This is a genomic window from Microvirga ossetica (assembly GCF_002741015.1).
In the GTDB taxonomy this organism is placed as follows: Bacteria; Pseudomonadota; Alphaproteobacteria; order Rhizobiales; family Beijerinckiaceae; genus Microvirga; species Microvirga ossetica.
Map to the genome: position 1 here is coordinate 983,247 of NZ_CP016616.1, position 20,797 is coordinate 1,004,043.

Annotated in this window: 20 protein-coding genes; 10 read left to right on the plus strand and 10 right to left on the minus strand. The window is 65.2% G+C overall.

The window, feature by feature from the left end; all coding sequences use genetic code 11:
* Nucleotides 1-57 precede the first annotated feature (57 nt).
* The 3 genes from BB934_RS04605 to BB934_RS04615 all read right to left on the minus strand — a co-directional run bounded on the left by BB934_RS04605 (nucleotide 58) and on the right by BB934_RS04615 (nucleotide 3,267).
* The gene (locus BB934_RS04605; protein WP_418294729.1) at nucleotides 58-1,374 is read right to left on the minus strand and encodes a DNA-packaging protein; all 1,317 of its coding nucleotides are present in this window, start codon (nucleotides 1,372-1,374) and stop codon (nucleotides 58-60) included.
* On the minus strand, nucleotides 1,319-1,870 hold the full coding sequence (locus BB934_RS04610; protein WP_099508578.1) for a hypothetical protein: 552 nt from the start codon (nucleotides 1,868-1,870) through the stop codon (nucleotides 1,319-1,321). The genes BB934_RS04605 and BB934_RS04610 overlap by 56 nt, the downstream gene beginning before the upstream one ends.
* A 353-nt stretch (nucleotides 1,871-2,223) precedes the next feature.
* Complete coding sequence (locus tag BB934_RS04615) at nucleotides 2,224-3,267, minus strand: endonuclease/exonuclease/phosphatase family protein (protein WP_099508579.1); 1,044 nt, start codon at nucleotides 3,265-3,267, stop codon at nucleotides 2,224-2,226.
* Between the two features lie 164 nt (nucleotides 3,268-3,431).
* Between BB934_RS04615 and BB934_RS04620 the strand changes: the two genes are divergently transcribed.
* The gene (locus BB934_RS04620) at nucleotides 3,432-3,626 is read left to right on the plus strand and encodes a hypothetical protein (RefSeq protein WP_099508580.1); all 195 of its coding nucleotides are present in this window, start codon (nucleotides 3,432-3,434) and stop codon (nucleotides 3,624-3,626) included.
* A gap of 274 nt (nucleotides 3,627-3,900) precedes the next feature.
* Here BB934_RS04620 and BB934_RS04625 read toward each other — a convergent pair whose 3' ends face one another.
* The 3 genes from BB934_RS04625 to BB934_RS04635 all read right to left on the minus strand — a co-directional run bounded on the left by BB934_RS04625 (nucleotide 3,901) and on the right by BB934_RS04635 (nucleotide 5,335).
* Complete coding sequence (locus BB934_RS04625) at nucleotides 3,901-4,314, minus strand: GFA family protein (RefSeq protein ID WP_099508581.1); 414 nt, start codon at nucleotides 4,312-4,314, stop codon at nucleotides 3,901-3,903.
* Nucleotides 4,315-4,544: 230 nt separating this feature from the next.
* Nucleotides 4,545-5,009, minus strand: a complete 465-nt coding sequence (locus BB934_RS04630) for an SRPBCC family protein (RefSeq protein WP_099508582.1) — start codon at nucleotides 5,007-5,009, stop codon at nucleotides 4,545-4,547.
* Nucleotides 5,006-5,335, minus strand: a complete 330-nt coding sequence (locus BB934_RS04635) for an ArsR/SmtB family transcription factor (protein ID WP_099508583.1) — start codon at nucleotides 5,333-5,335, stop codon at nucleotides 5,006-5,008. Before BB934_RS04635 ends, BB934_RS04630 begins: the two co-directional genes overlap by 4 nt.
* A 111-nt stretch (nucleotides 5,336-5,446) precedes the next feature.
* Between BB934_RS04635 and BB934_RS48675 the strand changes: the two genes are divergently transcribed.
* The 4 genes from BB934_RS48675 (at nucleotide 5,447) to BB934_RS04660 (ending at nucleotide 10,344) form a co-directional block, all read left to right on the plus strand.
* On the plus strand, nucleotides 5,447-6,865 hold the full coding sequence (locus BB934_RS48675; RefSeq protein ID WP_175608876.1) for a sensor histidine kinase: 1,419 nt from the start codon (nucleotides 5,447-5,449) through the stop codon (nucleotides 6,863-6,865).
* Between the two features lie 223 nt (nucleotides 6,866-7,088).
* On the plus strand, nucleotides 7,089-8,177 hold the full coding sequence (locus BB934_RS04650; RefSeq protein WP_099508584.1) for a TRAP transporter substrate-binding protein: 1,089 nt from the start codon (nucleotides 7,089-7,091) through the stop codon (nucleotides 8,175-8,177).
* A gap of 118 nt (nucleotides 8,178-8,295) precedes the next feature.
* On the plus strand, nucleotides 8,296-8,877 hold the full coding sequence (locus tag BB934_RS04655) for a DUF2939 domain-containing protein (protein ID WP_099508585.1): 582 nt from the start codon (nucleotides 8,296-8,298) through the stop codon (nucleotides 8,875-8,877).
* Between the two features lie 396 nt (nucleotides 8,878-9,273).
* Nucleotides 9,274-10,344, plus strand: coding sequence for an AI-2E family transporter (locus tag BB934_RS04660; RefSeq protein ID WP_099508586.1), 1,071 nt, complete (start codon nucleotides 9,274-9,276; stop codon nucleotides 10,342-10,344).
* Between the two features lie 9 nt (nucleotides 10,345-10,353).
* On the opposite strand, the gene BB934_RS04665 is transcribed toward BB934_RS04660, so the two are convergent.
* The 3 genes from BB934_RS04665 to BB934_RS04675 form a co-directional block, all read right to left on the minus strand.
* Nucleotides 10,354-11,763, minus strand: a complete 1,410-nt coding sequence (locus BB934_RS04665; RefSeq protein WP_099508587.1) for a virulence factor family protein — start codon at nucleotides 11,761-11,763, stop codon at nucleotides 10,354-10,356.
* The gene (gene mprF, locus BB934_RS04670) at nucleotides 11,760-14,453 is read right to left on the minus strand and encodes a bifunctional lysylphosphatidylglycerol flippase/synthetase MprF (RefSeq protein ID WP_099508588.1); all 2,694 of its coding nucleotides are present in this window, start codon (nucleotides 14,451-14,453) and stop codon (nucleotides 11,760-11,762) included. Before mprF ends, BB934_RS04665 begins: the two co-directional genes overlap by 4 nt.
* Nucleotides 14,454-14,587: 134 nt before the next feature.
* Nucleotides 14,588-14,968 carry a hypothetical protein gene (locus BB934_RS04675; RefSeq protein WP_157934035.1) on the minus strand — a complete coding sequence of 127 codons (381 nt, stop codon included), beginning with the start codon at nucleotides 14,966-14,968 and terminating at the stop codon, nucleotides 14,588-14,590.
* Nucleotides 14,969-15,123: 155 nt separating this feature from the next.
* Here BB934_RS04675 and BB934_RS04680 point away from each other — a divergent pair, with 155 nt between their 5' ends.
* Complete coding sequence (locus BB934_RS04680) at nucleotides 15,124-16,047, plus strand: manganese catalase family protein (RefSeq protein WP_099508590.1); 924 nt, start codon at nucleotides 15,124-15,126, stop codon at nucleotides 16,045-16,047.
* A gap of 52 nt (nucleotides 16,048-16,099) precedes the next feature.
* Here the strand turns inward: BB934_RS04680 and BB934_RS04685 are convergent, their stop codons facing one another.
* The gene (locus BB934_RS04685) at nucleotides 16,100-16,594 is read right to left on the minus strand and encodes a YcgN family cysteine cluster protein (RefSeq protein WP_099508591.1); all 495 of its coding nucleotides are present in this window, start codon (nucleotides 16,592-16,594) and stop codon (nucleotides 16,100-16,102) included.
* Between the two features lie 240 nt (nucleotides 16,595-16,834).
* On the opposite strand from BB934_RS04685, the gene BB934_RS04690 reads away from it, so the two are divergent.
* Genes BB934_RS04690 through BB934_RS04705 form a run of 4 tightly spaced genes read left to right on the plus strand, consistent with a single transcriptional unit; the run spans nucleotide 16,835 to nucleotide 20,753 of the window.
* Nucleotides 16,835-19,018, plus strand: a complete 2,184-nt coding sequence (locus BB934_RS04690; protein ID WP_237050293.1) for a transglycosylase domain-containing protein — start codon at nucleotides 16,835-16,837, stop codon at nucleotides 19,016-19,018.
* Between the two features lie 22 nt (nucleotides 19,019-19,040).
* On the plus strand, nucleotides 19,041-19,691 hold the full coding sequence (locus BB934_RS04695) for a DUF1214 domain-containing protein (protein ID WP_157934036.1): 651 nt from the start codon (nucleotides 19,041-19,043) through the stop codon (nucleotides 19,689-19,691).
* Entirely contained in the window at nucleotides 19,688-20,251 is a 564-nt protein-coding gene (locus tag BB934_RS04700; RefSeq protein ID WP_099512626.1) for a DUF1254 domain-containing protein, read from the plus strand. Before BB934_RS04695 ends, BB934_RS04700 begins: the two co-directional genes overlap by 4 nt.
* Before the next feature lie 4 nt (nucleotides 20,252-20,255).
* On the plus strand, nucleotides 20,256-20,753 hold the full coding sequence (locus BB934_RS04705; protein ID WP_099508594.1) for a GNAT family N-acetyltransferase: 498 nt from the start codon (nucleotides 20,256-20,258) through the stop codon (nucleotides 20,751-20,753).
* Nucleotides 20,754-20,797: the final 44 nt, after the last annotated feature.

Consider the following 20,797-nt stretch of genomic DNA (forward strand, 5'->3'; position numbering starts at 1 on the left):
GGCTCCTCAGGATGAGGACAGAGGGTGAGACAAGTCTTCAAAGCGTCGACCGCCCGTCTAAAGCACCCTCACCCGCGGCTCGCGCTTCTCGCGCAGCATCAGCTCGGTGAGCGCCCAGACGAGCGCGTCCATGCGGTCGGGCGAGCGGCCGGAGGACAGGCCGCCCGGGCCGAAATCGCACAGCTCGTCCTCGAGCTCGGGCAACGCACCCACATGCCGAACGCGGCTTTGCGCATAGAGCACGGAGACCGGCTCGGCGCGCAGATACTTGCCGCGGGTCGCGCGCACGCTCACCACCGGCACGGCGGGATCGACCTCGCGGATCACGCCGGTCGCCATCTCGCCGCCCTGGTTCGTCTCGACGACAAGCGCATCGGCCTCGAGCCGCCGATAGAGCGCCACCGCCTTCTGCGCCCATTCGGGCGGCTTCAATCCGGATGCGCTCGCATCCTCCAGCACATAGGCGATGCCGCCCTCGTCCACGCCAACTGCTACGATGCCGCAGGCATCCGCGCGCTTCGAGGAGGAGGCGGGCGGATCGACGGCGACGACGATGCGCATGAGCGGCGGCGCCGCATCGGTGCGGTTGGTCTCGATCATGTCGCGCGTCCAGAGCGCATCGGGACGATCCTCGACGATGTCGCCGTCGAGTTCCTGCCGCCCGAGCCGCGTGCCGGCATAGCGGCGCATGACCGTGTCGAGGAAGACCGGCGCCAGGTTCACCGCATTGTCGGCGGTGCGCACCCGCGAGACCGCGACCTGCGGATCGGCGAGAAAGCGCTTCAGCAGCGGGATCGGCCGCGGCGTCGTCGTCACCATCTGGCGCGGATGCGAACCGAGGCGAAGGCCGAATTGCAGCATGTCCCAGGTCTCCTCCACATGTTTCCACTTGGCGAGTTCGTCCGCCCAGGCGGCCTCGAATTGCGGGCCGCGTAAGGAATCCGGGTCTTCGGCCGAGAACACATGCGCCACCGCGCCGTTCGGCCATTCGAGCTTGCGCAGTGACGGCGACCAGGCCGGGCGCTCGCGGCGGTCGTGGATGGCCAGAATGCCGGCCGGACCCTCGATCATCACGTTGCGCGCGTCGGCGAAGGTCTCGCCGACGAGGGCAATGCGGCGCGACGGCAGGCCTGCGAAATCGGGATCGCCGAGCGCGATGCCGCGCACCCATTCCGCGCCGGTGCGGGTCTTGCCCGCGCCGCGCCCGCCGAGCATGAGCCAGATGGTCCAGGGCTCGTGCACGCGGGCGAGGCCCGGCAGGCGCTGTTCGGGCCGGCAGCGGATCGGCCAGTGACGGATGATACGTTCGAAATCGTCCTCAGACCAGGAGACCGTCGCGTCCGCGAGCCTCCTCTTCCGCGATAACCCGGTCAAGATAGTGAGCAAGTTCGTCGCGCAGTTCGTGGATGCTGCGACGGGGTCTGTCGTTTGATTGCTCGTGTTCATCGAGCTGTGAGCCTTCCCGGTCCAGAAGCGCCCGGGCGGCTGCCAGCGTCCTGGCAAGGGAGGCGAGCCTCCGGGCTGTCTTGTCGTGATCCTTGGCGCGGCCGGTTCGCTGCTCGTCCATGAGCGCGTCGATCTGCACCCGCGTCGCCTGCGCCAGGGCGCGCGCCGCGTCGTTCAGAGAGGCCGTTGCCGCTTTGGCGAGGCCGGCGACGCCGTCGCTGTCCTTCGCGGCCTTGCTCAGCGCATTCTGCGCCAGAGCAGCCTGCCGCGGCGGCCAGCCCCAGCGCTGCCGCAGCCGGACGAATGTGCCCGCACTGACCCCGAGAAGTTTTCGAATCTCCGGCAGATGGCGCTTGGGCTCGCGGGCGTACCAGTCCCAAGCCTTCTGCTTCATCTCGTCCGAAATCTCGATTCTCTGAGGCATGCAACCGGCCAATAAAAAACCGCCCAAGCGGGGCTTGAGCGGCGGAGGTTACCGACCGGGTAAATGCGGCGGGGGGCTTCATTCACACTTCGTCAGTGTTCACGTTTTGTACTCTAAGAGCGTCGCGCTGTCAAGCCGATATTTCCCTCATCGCCACCCGTACCGCTATGCCGCGTCGTCGGATCGGCAGCCCAGACCTGTTCACCAAAGGTTCTTCCCTTCAGGAAATTATGGATAATGTGACGCGTTTCAGAGGCCAAAATCAGAACAGGAGGCCAATAAACAGGAAACCTTTCTTTGGTTCCCCGACGCGACGATTTCGCGCCCGGCCCAGGCGGAAAGCCTTGCGAGGCTTAGGGTTGGGCATCCGGGAAGGTGAGATCCACCACGATCATCTCATGGTCCGAGACTGCCCTGCCCGCCTCGTCCACCGCGGGGACGACCTGCGGCGTCCTTGCCTCGAGCCCGCGAACGACGATCCAATCGAGCTTGCCGAAGGGCGGCTCGTGCTTGTTCGCCGGGCCCGGTGCCTGGGTCGGAAGGGCGAGATTCGCATGCTGCCATTCGAAGCCGGCGGCGCGCAGGTCGGCGAAGAGGGGCTCGTAGCGCTCCGGCGAGTCGAGCAAGAGGTGGCGTTCGTTCTCGCCGCGCGGCAGCGCCTTGGTGTTGAAGTCGCCGCCAATGACGCAAGGGTCGTTCGGCGCGATGGCGTCGAGGGCGCGCAGCAGGGCTGCGACCTGCGCCTGCCGGTCGGCCGGATCGGTCTTGCTTTCGAGATGGGTGCTCACGAGCCAGAGCGGCTTCGGCGCCTCGGCAACGCGTGCGGCGAGCGCCATGCGGCCGCCGATCCGGTGCTGGGCTCCCTTGACGCCGTGGAACCACAGGCCGTTCTCTTCGAGCGGAATCAGATGCGGCGCGTCGAGGGCAAGCGCCGACACGATGGCGTTGCCGTGGAGGCTCGCCGCATTGCGCGCGCCGGCATGGCGGCGGATCTCGTCCTCGCTGCCGAGATCGAGCTCCACGAACTCGACTCCGTAGAGATATCCCTCCCCCGACCCGGCAACGAGGTCGCGCAGGTTATGCCCATTGCCGGAGCGCGCCATGCCGAGATCGACCTCGCTCAGCAGGGTCGCATGGGCGCCGGATCGCCCGATGAGCCTGCGCACCGCCGGGCGGTCCGTAAGCCGCTCCGCATTCAGCGCCGCGATCCGCAAGTGCCCCGGCCACGGGAGCCGCGTGTTGGGCGGCATGAACTCGATGGCGTGGAAGGCCGGGAGCCGATGCAGAAACCGATCCTGGTCACCTTGCGGCAACCGCGATTTATCGCGCGCCTCCTCCAGCACGGCAGCGTCGGGACCCTCGATTTGCGGCACGATCCGGTCGACGATGGCACGCATGCGGTTCGGCTTTCTGAGAAAAATTTCTCGATTTTAGCGAATTAGGGCGCCGCACCCCCTTGCGTGAAACGCAAGTCTCCGGAATCTTTTAGCTTGGCCTTAGGAACTTTTGGGTACCTAAAAGGTTCATCGTCCGCATCCAAAGCTTTGCCGGGAGGAAGCCCATGTTCTTTTGGGCTACTGTTGTCGCGCTCGTCATGGGCGCTTTCGCTTATGTGGGCGACTTCTCTTCCACTCTCGTCAACATTGCCGAAATCGGCGGCGTGATCGTGCTGTTCACGCTCATCTGCGCGGCGGAAGTGTTCAGCATTCCCAAGAACACGTCCATCGACAAGAACCACGCCCAGTCCGAGTCCTGAGAGTCTGGCTCGTTAATTGCCGTTGGCTCGCTTTGGGATCCCTGCGAGAGATCAAAGCGGGTAAGGGAGTGACATCGCTTCTCAAGACGAGGCTCGGGTTCACCTCTCCTTGAGGGAGAGGTCGCGCCGGAGGCGCGGGTGAGGGGTTACGCCCTCTCCGGTTGAACCTGTACCCCCTCACCCTCGCTGCGCTCGACCTCTCCCCGCCGGGGAGAGGTACACCGCAAGCGAGTCGCCGAGTTCTTTCCCCTCAAGGCCGTCCTCTCCCCCAGCGTCACATCGGCGGCATGCGCTCGAATGTCGGCAGGTCCGGATCGATGCGATCCCAGGCCTGACCGCTCGCGGTATAGAACACCATCTGCGGCTTGTACCGGCCGGGATCGTCAAGGCTCGCCGCGCGCACGACGAAGACATCCGGGGCAATGGCGACCGTCATGTAGACCGGAGAGCCGCAGGTCGGGCAGAAGGCCCGCGTCTTCGCCTTGCCGCTGTCGCCCACCATGTCCCAATGGGTCGCCTCGCCCGTGACCGTCACACCGGAGCGCGGGAAGGTCAGGTGCGAGCCATGCCCGGTGCCGCTTTCGCGCTGGCAGTCGCGGCACTGGCAATCGGTCATCACCAAAGGCTCGCAGGAGATCTCGTAGCGGATCGCGCCGCAGGCGCATCCGCCGGTATAGGGTTTGCTCATATCGCTTTTCTCCCGTGATGCGCTCCAGCGCGATGCGTTTTATTAGCTTGGCTCGTTGAGACGTCAGAGCGCGGGGCAAGCCCTCCTCCCCCTTGTGGGGAGGAGTTGGAGGTGGGGGTGTGAGCGATAGCCTATGAAGGTCTGGCGCCGGCACCCCCGCCCTAACCCTCCCCACAAGGGGGAGGGAATGCGCATGCATCTCACGACTACGATTTGGTGAAACTATTTAGTCAGCTCAGTCCTTCCACCGCATCGCCGAGGTTTCGCACGACCTTCCTCCAGCCCTCGCTCATGTTGCGGTAAGCCGTGTCGTTCCTCGGCAGGACGAAGCCGGAATGGACGAGGCGCAGGCGCGTCCCGTCGGCGACCGGGGACAGGGTCCAGGTGACGACCGTGTCGAGCCGCGAGCCGTATCCGTCATTGCCCTCGTGGCCGCCCGTCCAGGCATAGACGAGGCGCTCGTTCGGGATCGCCTCCAGCACCCGGCAGCGGATGGTGCCGTCCCATTCGCCCGCGGGCCTCGTCTGGAAGGTGAAATCCTTGCCGGCCACCGGCTCGAAGCCGGTCGGCTCCATCATCCAGCGGGCCATCAGGGCGCCGCTCGTCAGCGTTTTCCAGATCGTCTCCGGCCGATGCGGGAAGACCTCGTCGACGACGATCTCCTGCGTGTCCGGTTTGACTGCGACGTCGTTCATGGGTCGATCTCCTTCAGAAGGCTCCGCAGGCTGGCGAACCGCTCGCGCCAGAACACGCCGTAATGGCTCATCCAGTCGACCAGCGGCGCGAGCCCTTCGGGCTTGGCTCGGTAATAGACCTTCCGTCCCTCGGGCCGCTCTGCGACGAGGCCAGCCTGCTTCAAGGCCTTCAGGTGCTGCGAGATGGCGCCCTGCGTCACCCCGCTGCCCCGCGTCAGCTCGGCCACCGAGATCTCCGCGGCGCCGGCCACGCGTTCGAAAACCGCCCGCCGGGTCGGATCGGCAAGGGCGCGCATCACGGCATCGATCGGAGTGGCTTCGGTCATAATCAATCAATTAGTACTCACTAAATAATTAGTCAATGCTAATGTTTAGCGGCAAAACGAAATATGTTACTACGTTGCTAGCATTCGAAATCGTGCGTATGCTGATCGCTGATGAGCATGCCCAGCCCCGCCTTGGCCGCGCCTGACGATTTGGAGCAACTGACTGGCGACCTGGTCGCCTCGATCTCCAGCATTCCAAGAGGGACCCTCGACGGCGCCCTGCAGCAGGCGCTTGCCCATTCGATCGATGCCAAGGTCCGCGCCCAGCTCGCCGTGGTCCTGGAGGGCATCGGCGACGCGTTCTATTCCCTCGATTCGGAATGGCGCTTCACCTACATCAACCGCGCGGCGGAGACCTATTTCGGCGTTCCGCGCCAGGCCATGCTCCATCGCATGATCTGGGACGTCTTCCCCGCCTCCGCGGGCACCGCCCTGCGACGGCGCTACGAGGAGGTCTTCGCCTCCGGCCAGCCGCTGTCCTTCGAGTCGGAATCGGTCGGACGCCAGGGGCGCTACCTGGAATTCCACGTCTTTCCGTATAACGGCGGCATCGGCGTCAGCTTCCGCGACTGGACCGAGCGCCGACAGGCGGAGGAAGAGCTGCGGGCGAGCGAGGCGCGCCTGAGCGCACTCGCGAACAACGCTCCCACCTGCATGTTCTACCAGACGAGCCATTCCTCCGATTTCCACGACCGCAGGGTGCTCTACGTTTCCAAGACCTGCGAGCGGCTCACCGGCATTCCCGCCGAGGATGTGCAGGCCAATCCGGGCCTGCTCTACAACCTCGTCCTGCCGGAGCACCGGCAGAGGATCCTCGACCGGGAGCTGGAAGGTCATCGCACGCTCAAGGAATTCGAGACGGAATTCGAGATGTGGCATGCGAAGACGGGCGAAGCCCGCTGGCATCGCGTGATCGTGACCCCCAGAAAGCTCGAGAACGGCGGCACGGTCTGGGACGGGATCCAGATCGACATCACCGAGCACAAGCGCTCCGAGGAGCATCTCCGGCTCCTGCTCAACGAGCTGAATCACCGGGTCAAGAACACGCTCGCGACCGTGCAGTCGCTCGCCGCACAGAGCTTCCGTGGGATCAGGACGCGGCAAGAGGACCGGAATCGGGAGGATCTCCCCTCCGCCTATGCGAGCTTCGAGGCCCGCCTCTTCGCCCTCGCCCGCGGCCACGACATCCTCACCCGCGAGAACTGGGAAGGCGCCAGCCTCGACGAAATCGTCGCCCAGGCCTTCGCGCCCTATCGCGACCTTGCCGACGAGAACGGCAGGCTTCTGGTGGACGGGCCGGACATTCGCGTCGCGCCGCCGATGGCCCTCAACCTGTCGATGGCCCTGCACGAGCTGTGCACCAATGCCGTCAAATACGGCGCGCTCGGGGCCGCCGAGGGGGAGGTTCACATCTCCTGGTCGACGCTCAAATCCGCTTCGGGCCTGCGCCTCGTCATGCGCTGGGAGGAGCGCGGCGGTCCCATCGTCGTAGCCCCCACCCGCAAGGGCTTCGGCTCGCGGCTGATCTAGGAAGGGCTGGCGCGGGAGCTCAACGGCGAGGTGCGCCTGATCTACGAGCCGTCCGGGGTGGTCTGCACCGTCGACGTGCCTCTTTCTTGAGCAGACCGGGGCCCATTTTCACAAGGCCATAGATCATTAGTCGATAGTGTCCTCGCGCTTCTTGCGAATGCAACCCAATTCAGTTCAATAGGGCCCAAGTGGCAGAAGTCACGATCCAGAGAGGAAATCTACAATGAAACGTCGCCAGTTTTTGCAGGCTACCGCCATCGGCGCCGCCTCGACCGCGGTTGCCGCTCCGGCCATCGCCCAGTCGATGCCCGAGATCAAATGGCGCCTGCAGTCCGGCTTCCCGAAATCGCTCGACACCATCTATGGCGGCGCCGAAGTGATCTCGAAGTTCGTCTCGGAAGCGACGGACGGCAAGTTCCAGATCCAGCCCTTCGCCGCCGGTGAAATCGTCGGCCAGCCCCAGATCGCCGATGCGGTCGGCAACGGCACTGTCGAGCTCGGCCACACCTGCTCCTATTACTATTTCGGCAAGGATCCGACCTTCTCTCTCGGCACGGCGGCCCCCTTCGGTCTCAACGCCCGCCAGATGAATGCCTGGCTCTACCAGGGCGGCGGCAACGATCTGCTGAACGAGTTCTACGCCAAGCACAACCTCTACGGCATGCCCGCCGGCAACACCGGCGTGCAGATGGGCGGCTGGTTCCGCAAGGAGATCAAGACCGTTCAGGACCTGCAGGGCCTCAAGATCCGCATCGCCGGCATCGCCGGCCTGGTGCTGCAGAAGCTCGGCGCCGTGCCGCAGCAGATCCCGGGCGGCGACATCTACCCCGCCCTCGAGCGCGGCACCATCGACGCGGCCGAGTGGGTCGGCCCCTACGACGACGAGAAGCTCGGCTTCTCGAAGGTCGCGCCGTACTACTACTATCCCGGCTTCTGGGAAGGCGGCCCGGCGATCCATCTGTTCGTGAACCAGGGAAAATGGAAAGAGCTGCCGAAGGCGTATCAGGCGATCCTGACCGCCGCTTCGGGCTACGCGAACAACGACATGCTCGCCAAGTACGACGCCCGCAACCCGGCGGCGCTCCGCCGCCTGCTCGGCGCCGGCACGCAGCTGCGTCCGTACTCGCAGGAGATCCTGGAAGCCGCCTACAAGGCGACCAACGAGGTCTATGACGAAGTCTCGGCCAAGAACGCCGACTTCAAGAAGGTCATCGACGCGGTGAAGGGCTTCCGGAACGAAGAGTACCTCTGGTTCCAAGTGGCCGAATACGCCTACGACACCTTCATGATCCGCGCCCGCGCCCGCGGCTGACGCCGGTCGAAAAGCCGATCCGAAAAAGGGCGATCCTCCGATCGCCCTTTTTTATTGGCCGGACAATGGCCACATGATGCCGTCCGATGCTTGATCTTCGCGAGGCGGTCGACCGACGATGCGCTGGACCTTTCGTATCAGCTTTCTCATCCTGCTGGCCTGGGCCATCTTCATGGTCTCGCCCTTCGTCGCGCTCTACGATCTCTCCAAGGCCGTCGAGGCGCGCGATGTTGCGCGGATCGCCGAGCGCGTGAATTTCAACGCGCTTCGCGTCTCGCTCGCGCGGCAGGTCCTCGGCGAATATCTCAAGACGCAGGATCTCGCCGGGGTCGACCGGCAGGCCGCCACACAGGCCGGTACGGCCACCCTCAATCCCGTGCTGGAAAACCTCGTCACGCCGCAGGCTCTGATCGATCTTCTCGACGACGGAGAGTTGCAGCAGAGCGCCGCCGGAAGCGGTCCGCTTATCCCGACCGGCCTCGATGCGGAAGCGCTCGGGAGGATGTGGCGAACCTTCATTTTTTCGGAATCGCAGGGCTTCCGCGCGATCACGATTCCGTTTCCTGTGGACGAACCGAAGGACAGGCAGTTCCGGATTACATTGCGGCTCAGCGGCACCACATGGCGGGTAACCGGCCTCGAGCTGCCATCGGCCCTTCAGCGCGAGTTGAGCAAGCGCGCGGCCGCCGCGAACAAATAAACGTCAAGCTTCGAGCCACACTTATCGAAAAGCCCGCCTGACATCCCAGGCGGGCTTTTCGATACGCGACAATACGATCATTCCGGCACACCCCTCTCGGCCGCGCCATGTATAAACATAGATCAGTGGACGAACAGCCACCCCACCATCGCGAGAGGAAACACAGCACCGAGAACAAAACAGATGACATTCGAAGTCATACGCTTTTCCTCCATGGCACGATAACAAAGAACATTACAATACGTTCCCGTCGTCTGGAAACGCATCAGGGAGATTACGGGCAGGCCAGGACGATGTAGCCTGAAAGACCTGAATAACTACATCGGGCGATATCGAGGGAACAACGCCGCCCCGCTTCGATTGGATTGTCGGGACAAAACGAGTGAGGCGTAAACGATGGACGATCGAGACCGTTCCTTTCGAGGGCTGATGGGGGATGCGGAGTTCGTGCGCAAGACCCTGATCGTGCTCGGTCTCGGGCTTATGGCCCTCCTCCTTTGGAAGCTGGCCGATGTCCTCCTCCTCGCCTTCGGTGCCGTGCTGGTCGCCATTCTCCTGCACGCGGCGTCCGACGCGCTCGTCCGCTTTCTTCGCGTCCCGGAACGCTGGAGCCTGACCCTCGCCAGCCTCGTCATCTTTGCGCTGTTCCTCGCGATCATGGCGCTGTTCGGAACCCAAGTCCGGTCGCAGTTCTCCAGCGTGGTCGAACGGCTTCCCTTCGCCCTCGACAACTTCTCAAAACATCTCGGCATCGGCCCGGTCAGCGACGACCTGTCGGAGATCGTGAACAATGCGCCGGCCGGCGGTATGGCGGCGCGCCTTGCCGGCATCGGCGGCGCCATCCTCGACGGGCTGGCCGACTTCATCCTCGTGGTGATCGCGGGCCTCTACATCGCCGCGGCGCCGCGTCTCTACGAGCAGGGCTTCGTCAAGCTCTTTCCCATCCGCCACCACGAGAGGGTGGAAAGCACGCTCGAAGCCTCGGGCAAGGCTCTGCGGCTGTGGCTGACGTCGCAGCTCATCGCGATGAGCTGCGTCGCGGTCCTGTCGGCCATGGCCTTCTGGCTGATCGGCCTGCCCTCCGCCATCGCGCTCGGTCTCATCGCAGGCCTTGCCGATTTCATCCCGTTTCTCGGCCCGATCCTCGGCGCACTCCCGGCCGTGCTGATCGCCTTCAGCATCAGCGGCGAGACCGCGCTCTGGACCGTTCTCGCGGTCATCGTGATCCAGCAGCTCGAAGGCAACGTCATCTTCCCGCTCGTCGCCCGCAGCGTCATCAGCATTCCCCCTGCCCTGGCGCTTTTCGCCATCCTGATCGGCAGCGTCCTCTTCGGAACGCTGGGCCTGATCTTCGGCTTCCCACTCGCCGTCGTGGCTTACGTGCTGGTGAAGAAGCTCTACGTGCGCGAGACGCTGGGCGAGCGGACGGAGGTGCCGGGAGAACCCGGCAACGACGGAGAACGCTGATCGAGTTACTCAGGGAACCGGCTTCGCACTCTCCAGCCGCTCCCATATCGCCTCGGCCGCCTTCGCATAGTCGCCGTCGAAATGATGGCCGCCGTCGAGCGCGATGCGCTGCGCGGCGTCGAGTTCCGGGGCCGTGCACAATGTCTCGTGATCATCCGCCTCTTCCTTGCCGTAGATGCATTGCGTCCGCTCGAGCGGCAGCTGGTGCAGCAGGGGCCCGAGGGGACGGCTCTCGGGAGATGCGGCGCCGATGAAGCCTTCGACGGTCACTTCGAAATCCGCGTTTGTGCCGAGCGCCAGCAGGGACACGAGGCTGACGCGGTCCTTGACGCTTTTCGGCAGCTGAGGCCAGACATCCGGCATGATGTCGGAGCCGAAGGAGAAGCCGACGATGGCATAGCGATCCGTGCCGAATTCGGCGCCGTAATGATCGAACAGCAGGCCGAGATCGGCGGCGACGTCCTGCGGGCTTTTCTTGGACCAGAAGTAGCGCAGCGAGTCGACGCCGACGACGGCAACGCCCTTCTGCGCCAGCCACTCGCCGATGGACTTGTCGATGTCGCGCCAGCCGCCGTCGCCCGAGACGATGATCGCAAGACTGGTCACCGCTCCCTCGGGCTTGATGATCGACACGGGAAGCTCCGAATGACCGCGCTCGCCCGTTTTTCCGAGTTCCAGGGCATTGTCGACGAGGGCCTGCCGAGTTTCGGCCTCGCCTGTCGCGGGCACGAAATCGACATCGTCGCTGTCCCCCTCGAACGCTTCGATGCGCTGGCGCTCGCCCTCAGGCGCGATCGCCCTCCAGGGTGCAGGCAGGTTGGGTTCCTGGCGCAGGGCGAAGAACCCGTCGCCCGCTCTCTCCAGTGCCGGCTCGAAGCAATAGGTCCTGTCGGTGCGCAGGAGCGGCTGGAAGCCGATGCCGATGGCGCCGCCAAGCGTGTTCACCGGCGCCTGGGCCAGCGCCGCATAGGCGAAGGCTGCGCCGTCGCCGCGCCCGGCGATGACCGGGAAGAAATAGCGCCCGAGCCCGAGCTTGCGCTGAACGGCCTGGGCCAGATCCTTCAGGTCGTCGGAGACATAGTGGCACTCATCCGTCGGAGGCGACTTGGCGAAGTCGGCCCGCAATGCATCGAAGTCGAACGAGACGGCGATCATGCCGTTGTCGGCAAGCGCCTGGGCATCTTGCCGGCGCGCATCCGTATCGGACGCGCCAGCCACCAGGATCACAAGACCCCGAGCGGGCCGATCCGAGCGGACCACCTCGACCGGGCCGAAACCGTCTACATCGATCGAGATCGTGGAGATCGCAGGCGGCGTGAGAGCCGAGAGGGCCGAACGCCCCAGAAGGACGCTCCCCAGCATCAGCGCGATAAGCGCGAGCAGAGTCGCCATGGCGCGGAATGGTCGAACGAATCTCATGACCTTGCTCCCTTGCCGAGTGTCTTCGCGGGGCTGCCCGAGATCAGGTTCGTGACGTCGAGCAGGATCTGCGGCAGGGCCCAGCCGCCCGGGCTGGCGAGATAGCGCGGCTCCCAGACCGGTTTGAACTTCTCCTTGTAGGCTCTCAGCCCCTTGAAGCCGTAAAAGCGTTCGCCGTTGCGCGCGACGAAGGCCGCGACCTTGTGCCAGCTGGGAGCAAGGCGGTGGCCGGAGAGGCCGGAGAGCGGCGCCATGCCGAGGTTGAACCAGCGATATCCCCTCGCCTTGCCCTCCTGCATGAGGTTGACGAACAGGAGGTCCATGATGCCGGGAACCTCGGGCAGGTGGCGCATGAGATCGATGGTGATCTCGCCGCCGGGCTGGCCGTACCAGATGTTGGCGAATGCGACGATGCGTCCCTCGCGGCGGATGATGGCGACGTCGAAGCGCGAGAGATAACTCGCCGACCAGAAGCCGATGGAGAAGCCCTTCTCGCCGGCGCCGCGCTCGGTCAGCCACGCATCGGACACGCGCTTGAGTTCGGCAAGATGCGCAGGCACCTCGGCAGCGGGAACGATTGCGAATTCGAAGCTCTCGCGCTTCGCCCGGTTGAGCGCCGCGCGCCAATCCTTGCCGGCCTTTCCCTCCGTGGTGAACTCGGCGAGATCCACATGGGCCTCCTCGCCGAGCTTCACGAGTGACAGGCCACCGTCGAGATAGAGCGGCAGATGCGTCGGGCTGACCTGATAGAAGATTGGCCATCCCGCATGGCGGTCGACCTCCTCGAGGAAGCGCCACATGAGATCGGCGGCGCGCTCGGGTGAGCCGATGGGATCGCCCATGACGATCCAGCTCTTGCCGCGCACCGCATACATCAGGAACGCATCGCCAGCTTCATGGAAGAGGAAGCGCTTGTCTTCGAGCAGCGCGAGATGCGCATCGGCGCGCTCCGCGTGGGCGAGCGCAGGCGTGAGCGCATCGAGCCGCAAGGGCTCGGCCCGCTGCCGACCCGGCGAGCGATGGATCATCGCGTAGAGCGACAGGCCCGCGCCGATGACGACGGCGACGAGGCTGCTGCGCAGGAAGCGCGAAGCGTCGTCCTGCCAGCTGAACTGCCACCAGAGATCGTGGCTGTAATCCACGTCCTGAAAGACGGTGAAACCGAGCCAGATGGAACAGCCGAGGACGAAGCCGAGGGCCACGAGCCAGCGCGGCTCGAGCGGCTCCGCAAAGATGCCGGCCTTGCGGTAGAAGGAAGAGCGGTGGGTCAGGAGCAGCACCAGCACGGCGCCGAGGACGAGGGCCTCCTCCCAGTCGAAGCCCTTGGCGAGCGACACAACCATGCCGGCGCCGATCACCAGCACCGCTAGGGTCCAGGCGCTCGACAGACGGCGCATGAGGCCGCGCGACAGGATGAGAAGCACGACGCCCGCCGTGCTGCCGACGAGATGCGACACCTCGGCGAAGGGCAGCGGCACCAGATGCCGCAGGGCGCGGATGCGCGAATAATCGCTGGGCAAGGCGCCGGAGGTGAGCAGGACGAGGCCGCCGAGGAACGTGAGAGCGGCGAGCGCAGCCGGCACGAAAGGCAGGATGAACCTCCGGATGCGGCGCGCTGTATGCGAGAACTGCGTCTCCGAGCGGCGCATCTCATGGATAGCGAAGATCGTCACGGCGATCAGGAACGGGATCAGCGTATAGGTCAGCCTCCAGACCAGGACGGCAGATACGAGCTCCGCCGTGGGCACATCGGGCAGAGCCAGGAGGAGCGCCGCCTCGAAGGCGCCGAGACCTGCAGGAACATGGCTGGCGATGGCGAGCAGGATTCCGCCGGCGAACAAAGCTGCGAAGGCCGGAAAGCCGATGTCGATATCGGGCGGCAGGAAGACCCAGAGCGCGGCCGCAGCGGCCGAGATGTCCACGAGACCGAGCACGATCTGGGCGACGGCCGCCTTGCCCCCCGGGAGTCGAACCCGCGCCTCGCCACGGCCGATCGCACGCTCGCCCCTACGGCCCCAGAACACGTAGCCGGCGAGCGCAAGCAACAGCGCGATGCCCAGAGCCTGGTTCAGGCCGACGGGCAGACGGTCGAGCGCGGCGAGAGCCTGCGGCTCCAGGGTGGCGCTGATGCCGAGAACGGCCGCCATGCCGGTCCACAGGGTCAGAGCCGCCACGGCCGTGAGTTTGGCCACCTCGGCCAGGTTCAGGCCGGCAGCGCCATAGATGCGCCACCGCACGGCGCCGGCCGTGAACAGAGGAAAGCCGAGCGTATGCCCGATGGCATAGCTGGTGAAGGACGCGGCGGCGATGGTCCTGAAAGGCACCGACTTGTCTGTCGCCGCGCGTACTCCGAAGACATCGTAGCCCGTGAGCGCGCAATAGCTGAGGGCGCTGAAGAGCAGCGACAGCACGATGACATGCGGCTTTGTGCCGAGCGCGCTCGCAGCTACCATTGAGAAATCGCGCCCGGCCAGCAACTTAGCCAGCAGGTAAACCATGGCGGCGATGATCGCCACGAGTCCGGCGGGCGCGGCCCGGTGCAGGAGCACGCGCCAATTCCGCGCGGACGAAGGGGCTTTCGGCTGGAGGGGGGCCTCGGATGCGGCACCCGCCGCTTCAATGCTTCCTACCTCGGAGAGGGCGTCGTGGCCGGAATTGGGCTCGGCGGCGCGCAGAGCATGGATAGGCATGGGGAGATCTCTCGTCTGTTGCTGAGGCGTCGGATCGTTCCGACGCCGGGAGGCTTCGACGCTTGGCGAAGCCCGGGCAAAAGCGCGTGGACACGCGCGCCTATTCCTGCGGCGCGAAGGGCGCAGCAGGCGCTTCAGACGAGTGGAGGACCGGTGGGCGGGGCGGCGCAGGGCCGATGGGACGGAGGTGCGGTGGGATACGAGGCGCGGCCGTTCTCGATCAGGCGGGCCTGGTCGAGAACGATCCCGGTCCAGCTGGGAAGCAGCGCGTAGCCGAACCCATGGCCTTCCTCGGCCTCATCCGACGCAATCTTCTCCGCCTGGACAACATCGTCGGTCAGGATGCTGGTCGTATCGAGCGTGTGCTCGATGATGCGGGCGCGATCGTTGTCATCGAACAGGCATGGCTCCGCCTGCGCTATGCCTGTCATCAGCAGGAGCGCGAGGAAAGGCTGCACAAAGCCAAGGATGATGCGGTTCAGGTTCACGAAATCGAATCGCTTCGCGTCACTCATTGCGATCGTCGCATAGGCAAGCTGAATGCTTGCTGATTGGGGCGAAAGCAAGTTCGCCTGCTACGAGGCGGACGACGATCAGATTGGTGCGATGGGCGATGGAACATGCCGGCTCCCCACTTGTTGGGAGGACTTGACCCCAGGGAGGAGACTTCATGTTCCTACGTGTCGATAAGCTGCAGATCGACCTGCCGGCGCCGAAGCGCCAAGATCCGAATGCTGCCGCAGCTCTCCAGGAATTGCTGGGTGGCAAGTACGGCGAGATGTCCACGCTCGGGAACTACATGTTCCAGAGCTTCAATTTCCGTAGCAAGAGCAAGCTCCGGCCCTTCTACAGCCTCGTTGCCGCCATCACGGCCGAGGAGATTGGCCACGTGGAGCTGGTCAGCAACGGGGTCGCGATGCTGAACAACGGACCGGACAACGACGGCGACGAGGAGGACGGCGGCGACATTTCCGATGCACCCTTCGAGGATATGAAGGACATCCGCCTCGCCGCGGCCTTTCTGTCGGGCGGTGGCGGTGCGATGCCGGTGAACAGCAACGGTCAGTCGTGGAACAACGACTTCATCACCACGACCGGCAACGTCGTGCTCGATCTCCTGCACAATTTCCATCTCGAATGCGGCGCGAGGCTGCACAAGCTGCGGGTCTATGAGACCCTGACCGATCCAACCGGGCGCGAGGTCTGCGGCTATCTTCTCGTGCGCGGCTCGGTTCATGCCCACGCCTATGCCCTGGCGCTGAAGAAGATCACAGGCGTCGAGATCGAGAAGATGCTGCCCACGCCCAATATCCCCCTCGGCAACATCCCCGAATGCCAGAAGTATCTGGATGAAGGCTCCCACAGGCGCCTCTACACGTTCAGCCCGGATGACTACAAGGAGATGGCCGGCATCTGGGGCAACGGCGAGGTGGCCCTGCCTGACGATCCTCCGGGCGAGCTGATGGTGGTTGATGGCATGCCCGAAGGCGGCAAGATCCAGCAGCTCACCGGCGTACCCTCGGCTTTCACGCCGGATTATGCCCCGGAGGAAATGTTCGAGATCGCCACCAAGCTCTACAAGGCGTCGCGCTGACCGGCAGCGGGAGAGGCCGCTCTGGCCTTTCCCGCGCTTTCCACCGGCAGCCTCAGGCGCCGGGGTCCTCCATCGGCCAGTCGGTGATGCGATTCAGGAGTTCCGCTACCGTGAAGTCCTCTTCCGGTCCGGCAACCCGGTCGCGGACGGAGATGCCTGCCCCATGGACCGTCTCGGGATCGCCGGAGACGAGGGGATGCCACCAGTAGAGGTCGTGCCCCTCGCCCAGCAGGCGATAGGCGCAGGTATGAGGCAGCCAGGAGAGGCTGCGCGCGGCATCGGGCGTCAGGCGTACGCAATCGGCCACCTTGGCCTGGCGGTTCGGGTAGTCTCGGCAGCGGCAGCTTTGGTCGTTGAGGAGGGTGCAGCCGACATCGGTGTACATCACCTCGCCGGTATCCTCGTCCTCGAGCTTGACGAGGCAGCAGCGCCCGCAGCCGTCGCACAGGCTCTCCCATTCGGCGAGACTCATGGCGTCGAGGGTCTTCACGCGCCAGAAGGGTTGGTCTTCCGGCTCGGACTTATCGGCAAGTGCGGCATTTGGCATGTGGGCGCTTTGAACTGTCTTTGAGGCGGTTTAATGGAAGGTGCTAAACGGCACATCGGAGCAGCCCATACCTCGGAAGAGGTAAATCTCCGTGAACCTACAAACAGGGTTCTGAGTTATTATATCAACCTCGTCACGCGTAGCCGTTGCCGCCAGGGAATTCAACGATCATAACAGGGTAGTCAGGCCCCTGACCTGCCCCGAAGGACCGCCGTGAGCCACCAGCCTCCCATCCCTTTTATGACGCGGATCAAGCGCGCGGCGCTGGGATTTGACGCGTGGCTCAATTCCGCGCTCTTCCAGGGCCGTCGCGGCCTGGCGGGGGCATGGGGATGGTATTCGGACAAGCTGAAATGCCTGCGCTTTCGCGGCCCTGTCCGCGTTCTCCTGGATCTGACCAGCGAGGCGGCCACCCTCGGCACGGTCGGCGCGGTCGCGATGCTGGCGCTCGCACTCCCCGCCTTCCGCGAGACCGAAGACGACTGGCTCAAGACCCAGGACCTCGCGATCACCTTCCTCGACCGCTATGGCCAGGAAGTCGGGCGCCGCGGCCTGCATCTCGACGATTCCTACAAGCTTGAGGATTTCCCCAACTACATGATCAAGGCGGCGCTGGCGACGGAAGACCGGCGGTTCTACGAGCATTGGGGCATCGACCCCATCGGCACCTTCCGCGCCCTCCTCGTCAATGCCCAGGGCGGCGGCGTGGTCCAGGGCGGCTCCTCGATCACTCAGCAGCTCGCCAAGAATCTGTTCCTGACCAACGAGCGTTCCCTCGAGCGCAAGATCAAGGAAGCCTTCCTGGCGATCTGGCTCGAATTCCACCTGACCAAGGACGAGATCCTCAAGCTCTATCTCGACCGCGCCTACATGGGCGGCGGCGCCCACGGCGTCGTGGCGGCGGCGGATTACTATTTCAGCAAGCCGGCCAAGGATCTGACGCTCGCGGAATCGGCGATGCTGGCAGGCCTGTTCAAGGCGCCGACCAAATATGCCCCGCACGTGAACCTGCCGGCCGCCCGTGCCCGGGCGAATGAGGTTCTGCGCAACATGGTGGAGGCGGGTTTCCTCACCGACGGCCAGATCCAGACCGCCCGCCGCAATCCCGCGACCCCGGTCAACCGCGAACGCGAGACGACTCCGGACTTTTATCTCGACTGGGCCTTCGAGCAGGTGAAGGGTCTCGCCACGCAGAAGAAGTTCGGCAACGAGCGGGTGCTGATCGTGAAGACGCCCCTCGACACCGCCCTTCAGCGTCACACCGAAGAGACGCTGGAAAACATGCTGCGCCAGCATGGACGCCAGTATAAAGCCGGTCAGGGCGCCATCGTCGTCATGGACGTGGACGGCGCCGTGCGCACCATCGTCGGCGGGCGCGATTACGGCCAGAGCCAGTTCAACCGTGCCACGGGCGGCCTGCGCCAGCCGGGCTCCTCGTTCAAGCCCTTCGTCTACGCGGCAGCGCTCACCACCAACCCGAAGCTGCGGCCTAACTCCATCGTCGTTGACCGGCCGATCTGCCTCGGCAACTGGTGCCCGCAGAATTACGGCCGCTCCTTCTCCGGCTCGATGCCGCTGGTCTCGGCGCTGGCCCGCTCGATCAACTCGATCCCCGTCCAGATGTCCGTCGAGATCGGCAAGGGCAACGCCAAGGCCGGCCGCGCCGTGATCGTCGATACGGCGAAGCGCATGGGCCTCACCCATCCGCTGGCGGATTCGAGCTCGCTCCCCATCGGCGCTGCCGAGGTCACCCCCATCGACATGGCGGCGTCCTATGCTGTCTTCGCCAATGGCGGCAAACGGGCCGACCCTTACGCCGCCTGGGAAGTCCGCAACTCCGCCGGCGACGTCATCTATCGCCATGACAGGGACACGCCGCCCAAGCAGGTGCTCGACACCCGTGTGGTGCAAGACATGAACTTCATGCTCAACAAGGTGGTCGAGGAAGGCACCGGCAAGCGCGCGGCGCTCGAAGGCATTCCGGTTGCGGGCAAGACCGGCACGACCAACGGCTACAAGGACGCCTGGTTCGTCGGCTATACCGGCAACCTGGTCGCCAGCGTGTGGTACGGCAACGACGATTCCACGCCGATGAACGACATGACCGGCGGCACGCTTCCCGCGATGACCTGGCACGAGGTGATGAACCTCGCCCACCAGAACCTCGAGATTCGCCCGATCCCGGGAGCGAGCCCGGCCAATGCCAACCGTGTCGCCTCGGCGGGACGTCAGAATGCGGATCCGGCTCAGGCGCCGGCCCAGGGCTATCTCGCCGGCACGCTCTCCCGCCGGTCCTATGAGGTGCTGGGTACCATCGGCACCCTGTTCCAGTCCGTTGACCGCTCGGTCACCACGGGCAAAGTGCCGGGGACGCCGGGCGGCTCGGCCGCGGCCGACGTTCGCCGCCAGGTCGCGATGCCTTAGCCGAATGCAGACCGAGGCCCCCTTGACGAACGCCCCTGCGGCCGCTCCCATGCGCGCGCCCATGACCATGCTATCGACCGTTTCCGTTCGCCGCGTCCCGACCGCCATTCTCGTGGTCTATGCCTTATTGCTGGCGCTGGCGCTCGGCCTGGGCACGGCCTATCGGGCCATCAACGGCAACCCGCCCTTCGGCAGCCTGCGCCTCGGCCCCTGGCAGTCATGGCCGAAGCTCGGCTCGCCGGAGGCCGACCCCTATATGCGCGCCATCCTCGCCCACCGGGGCGACGTCCCGCTCGCCACCGGCGAAGGGTTGGGCTTCCTCGCGGGACAGGACAGCGACGGCAGGCCGCTCGATTCTGCCTGCACCTACACCATCGGCACGACCGCACCCGTCGCCCGCCTCTGGACCGTCACCCTCTATGACGGGGAAGGCCGCCTGCCTGCGACGGAGCTTGGACGCCGGAGCTTCACCTCGGCCGAAGTGCTCCGGGACAGCCAGGACCGCTTCACCATTGCGCTCTCCCGCAGCCTGCAGCCCGGCAACTGGCTGCAGCTGCCGGCCAATGGCCCGTTCACGATCTCCCTACGCCTCTACGATCCGCCGGGAGCAGCCGCCACCAATCTCGAGGAAAGCGACTTTCCTGCCATCCAGCGCCTGGGATGCGGCGCATGAGAGGATTCGGTCGCTTCCTGATCGCCACCCTCTGTGGTCTCGTGATCGCCGTCGGAGTCCATATCGCAGCCATCCTGGCGAGCCCCTACCTCGCCGAGCAGGATGCCTTCGCCAAGATGCAGCCGACGCTGACTGCGGATAAGGCGCAGATCGTCAGCGCACCGGGCGGTGAGAACACATGGCTGCCCAGGCCCGATCCGGCCGTCGCGGTGGCCGCCTGCGCCTTCGATCTGCGCAACGGCCCCATGCGCATCGCCACACGCACCGGAACGCTGCCCGTGTCCTTCTCCTTCCATAAGGAATCGGGCGGCGTGTTCTTCGCCGTCACGGATCGCGCTGCGGTGCGCGGAGAGCTCGAGATCGTCGCCATGACCGCGCGCCAGCTCGACGAGGCGCGCGCGGCGGAAGACGAGAACGATCCGTCCCGCGATGTGCGGATCGTTTCGCCCGAGCAGCAGGGCTTTGTGATCGTGCGCGTGGCCGCGCCCATGCCGAGCCTGCGGCCGCAGGCGGAAGAAGCGGCGACGGCGGTCTCCTGCACCGCCGAGCAGGACCAATAGATTCATGCCTTGGCGCACGATGACGCCCGAGGACCTGCCGCAGGTGCAGGCTCTCGCGGACCGGATCCATGTCGACCATCCGGAGGATTTCGAGGTGCTGGCCGAGCGCCAGCGCCTCTATCCGCAGGGATGCCTCATGCTGGTCGAGGACGGGGCTGCGATCGGCTACGCGCTCACGCATCCCTGGCGCTTCGGCGAACCTCCGCCTCTGAACGAGCCTCTGGGCAACCTCCCCGAGCGGGCCACGACCTATTACATCCATGACGTCGCCCTGCTGCCGGCGACTCGGGGAAAGGGTTATGCCGCGCAGGCGGCAGCGATGCTGATCGCGCATGCACGCGCGGCAGGCTTCGACAATCTGTCGCTCGTCGCCGTCAACGGGTCGCAGGCGTTCTGGGAGAAGGTCGGATTTCGCGCTGCGGCCGTTCCCGGCCTGGAGGCGAAGCTCTCGAGTTACGGACCGGATGCGGTGCTGATGGTACAGCCGGTCGCCGGCGCCTAACGGCGCCCCGTCGTCACTGAAATCGATAAGGGCCTAAGAGCGGC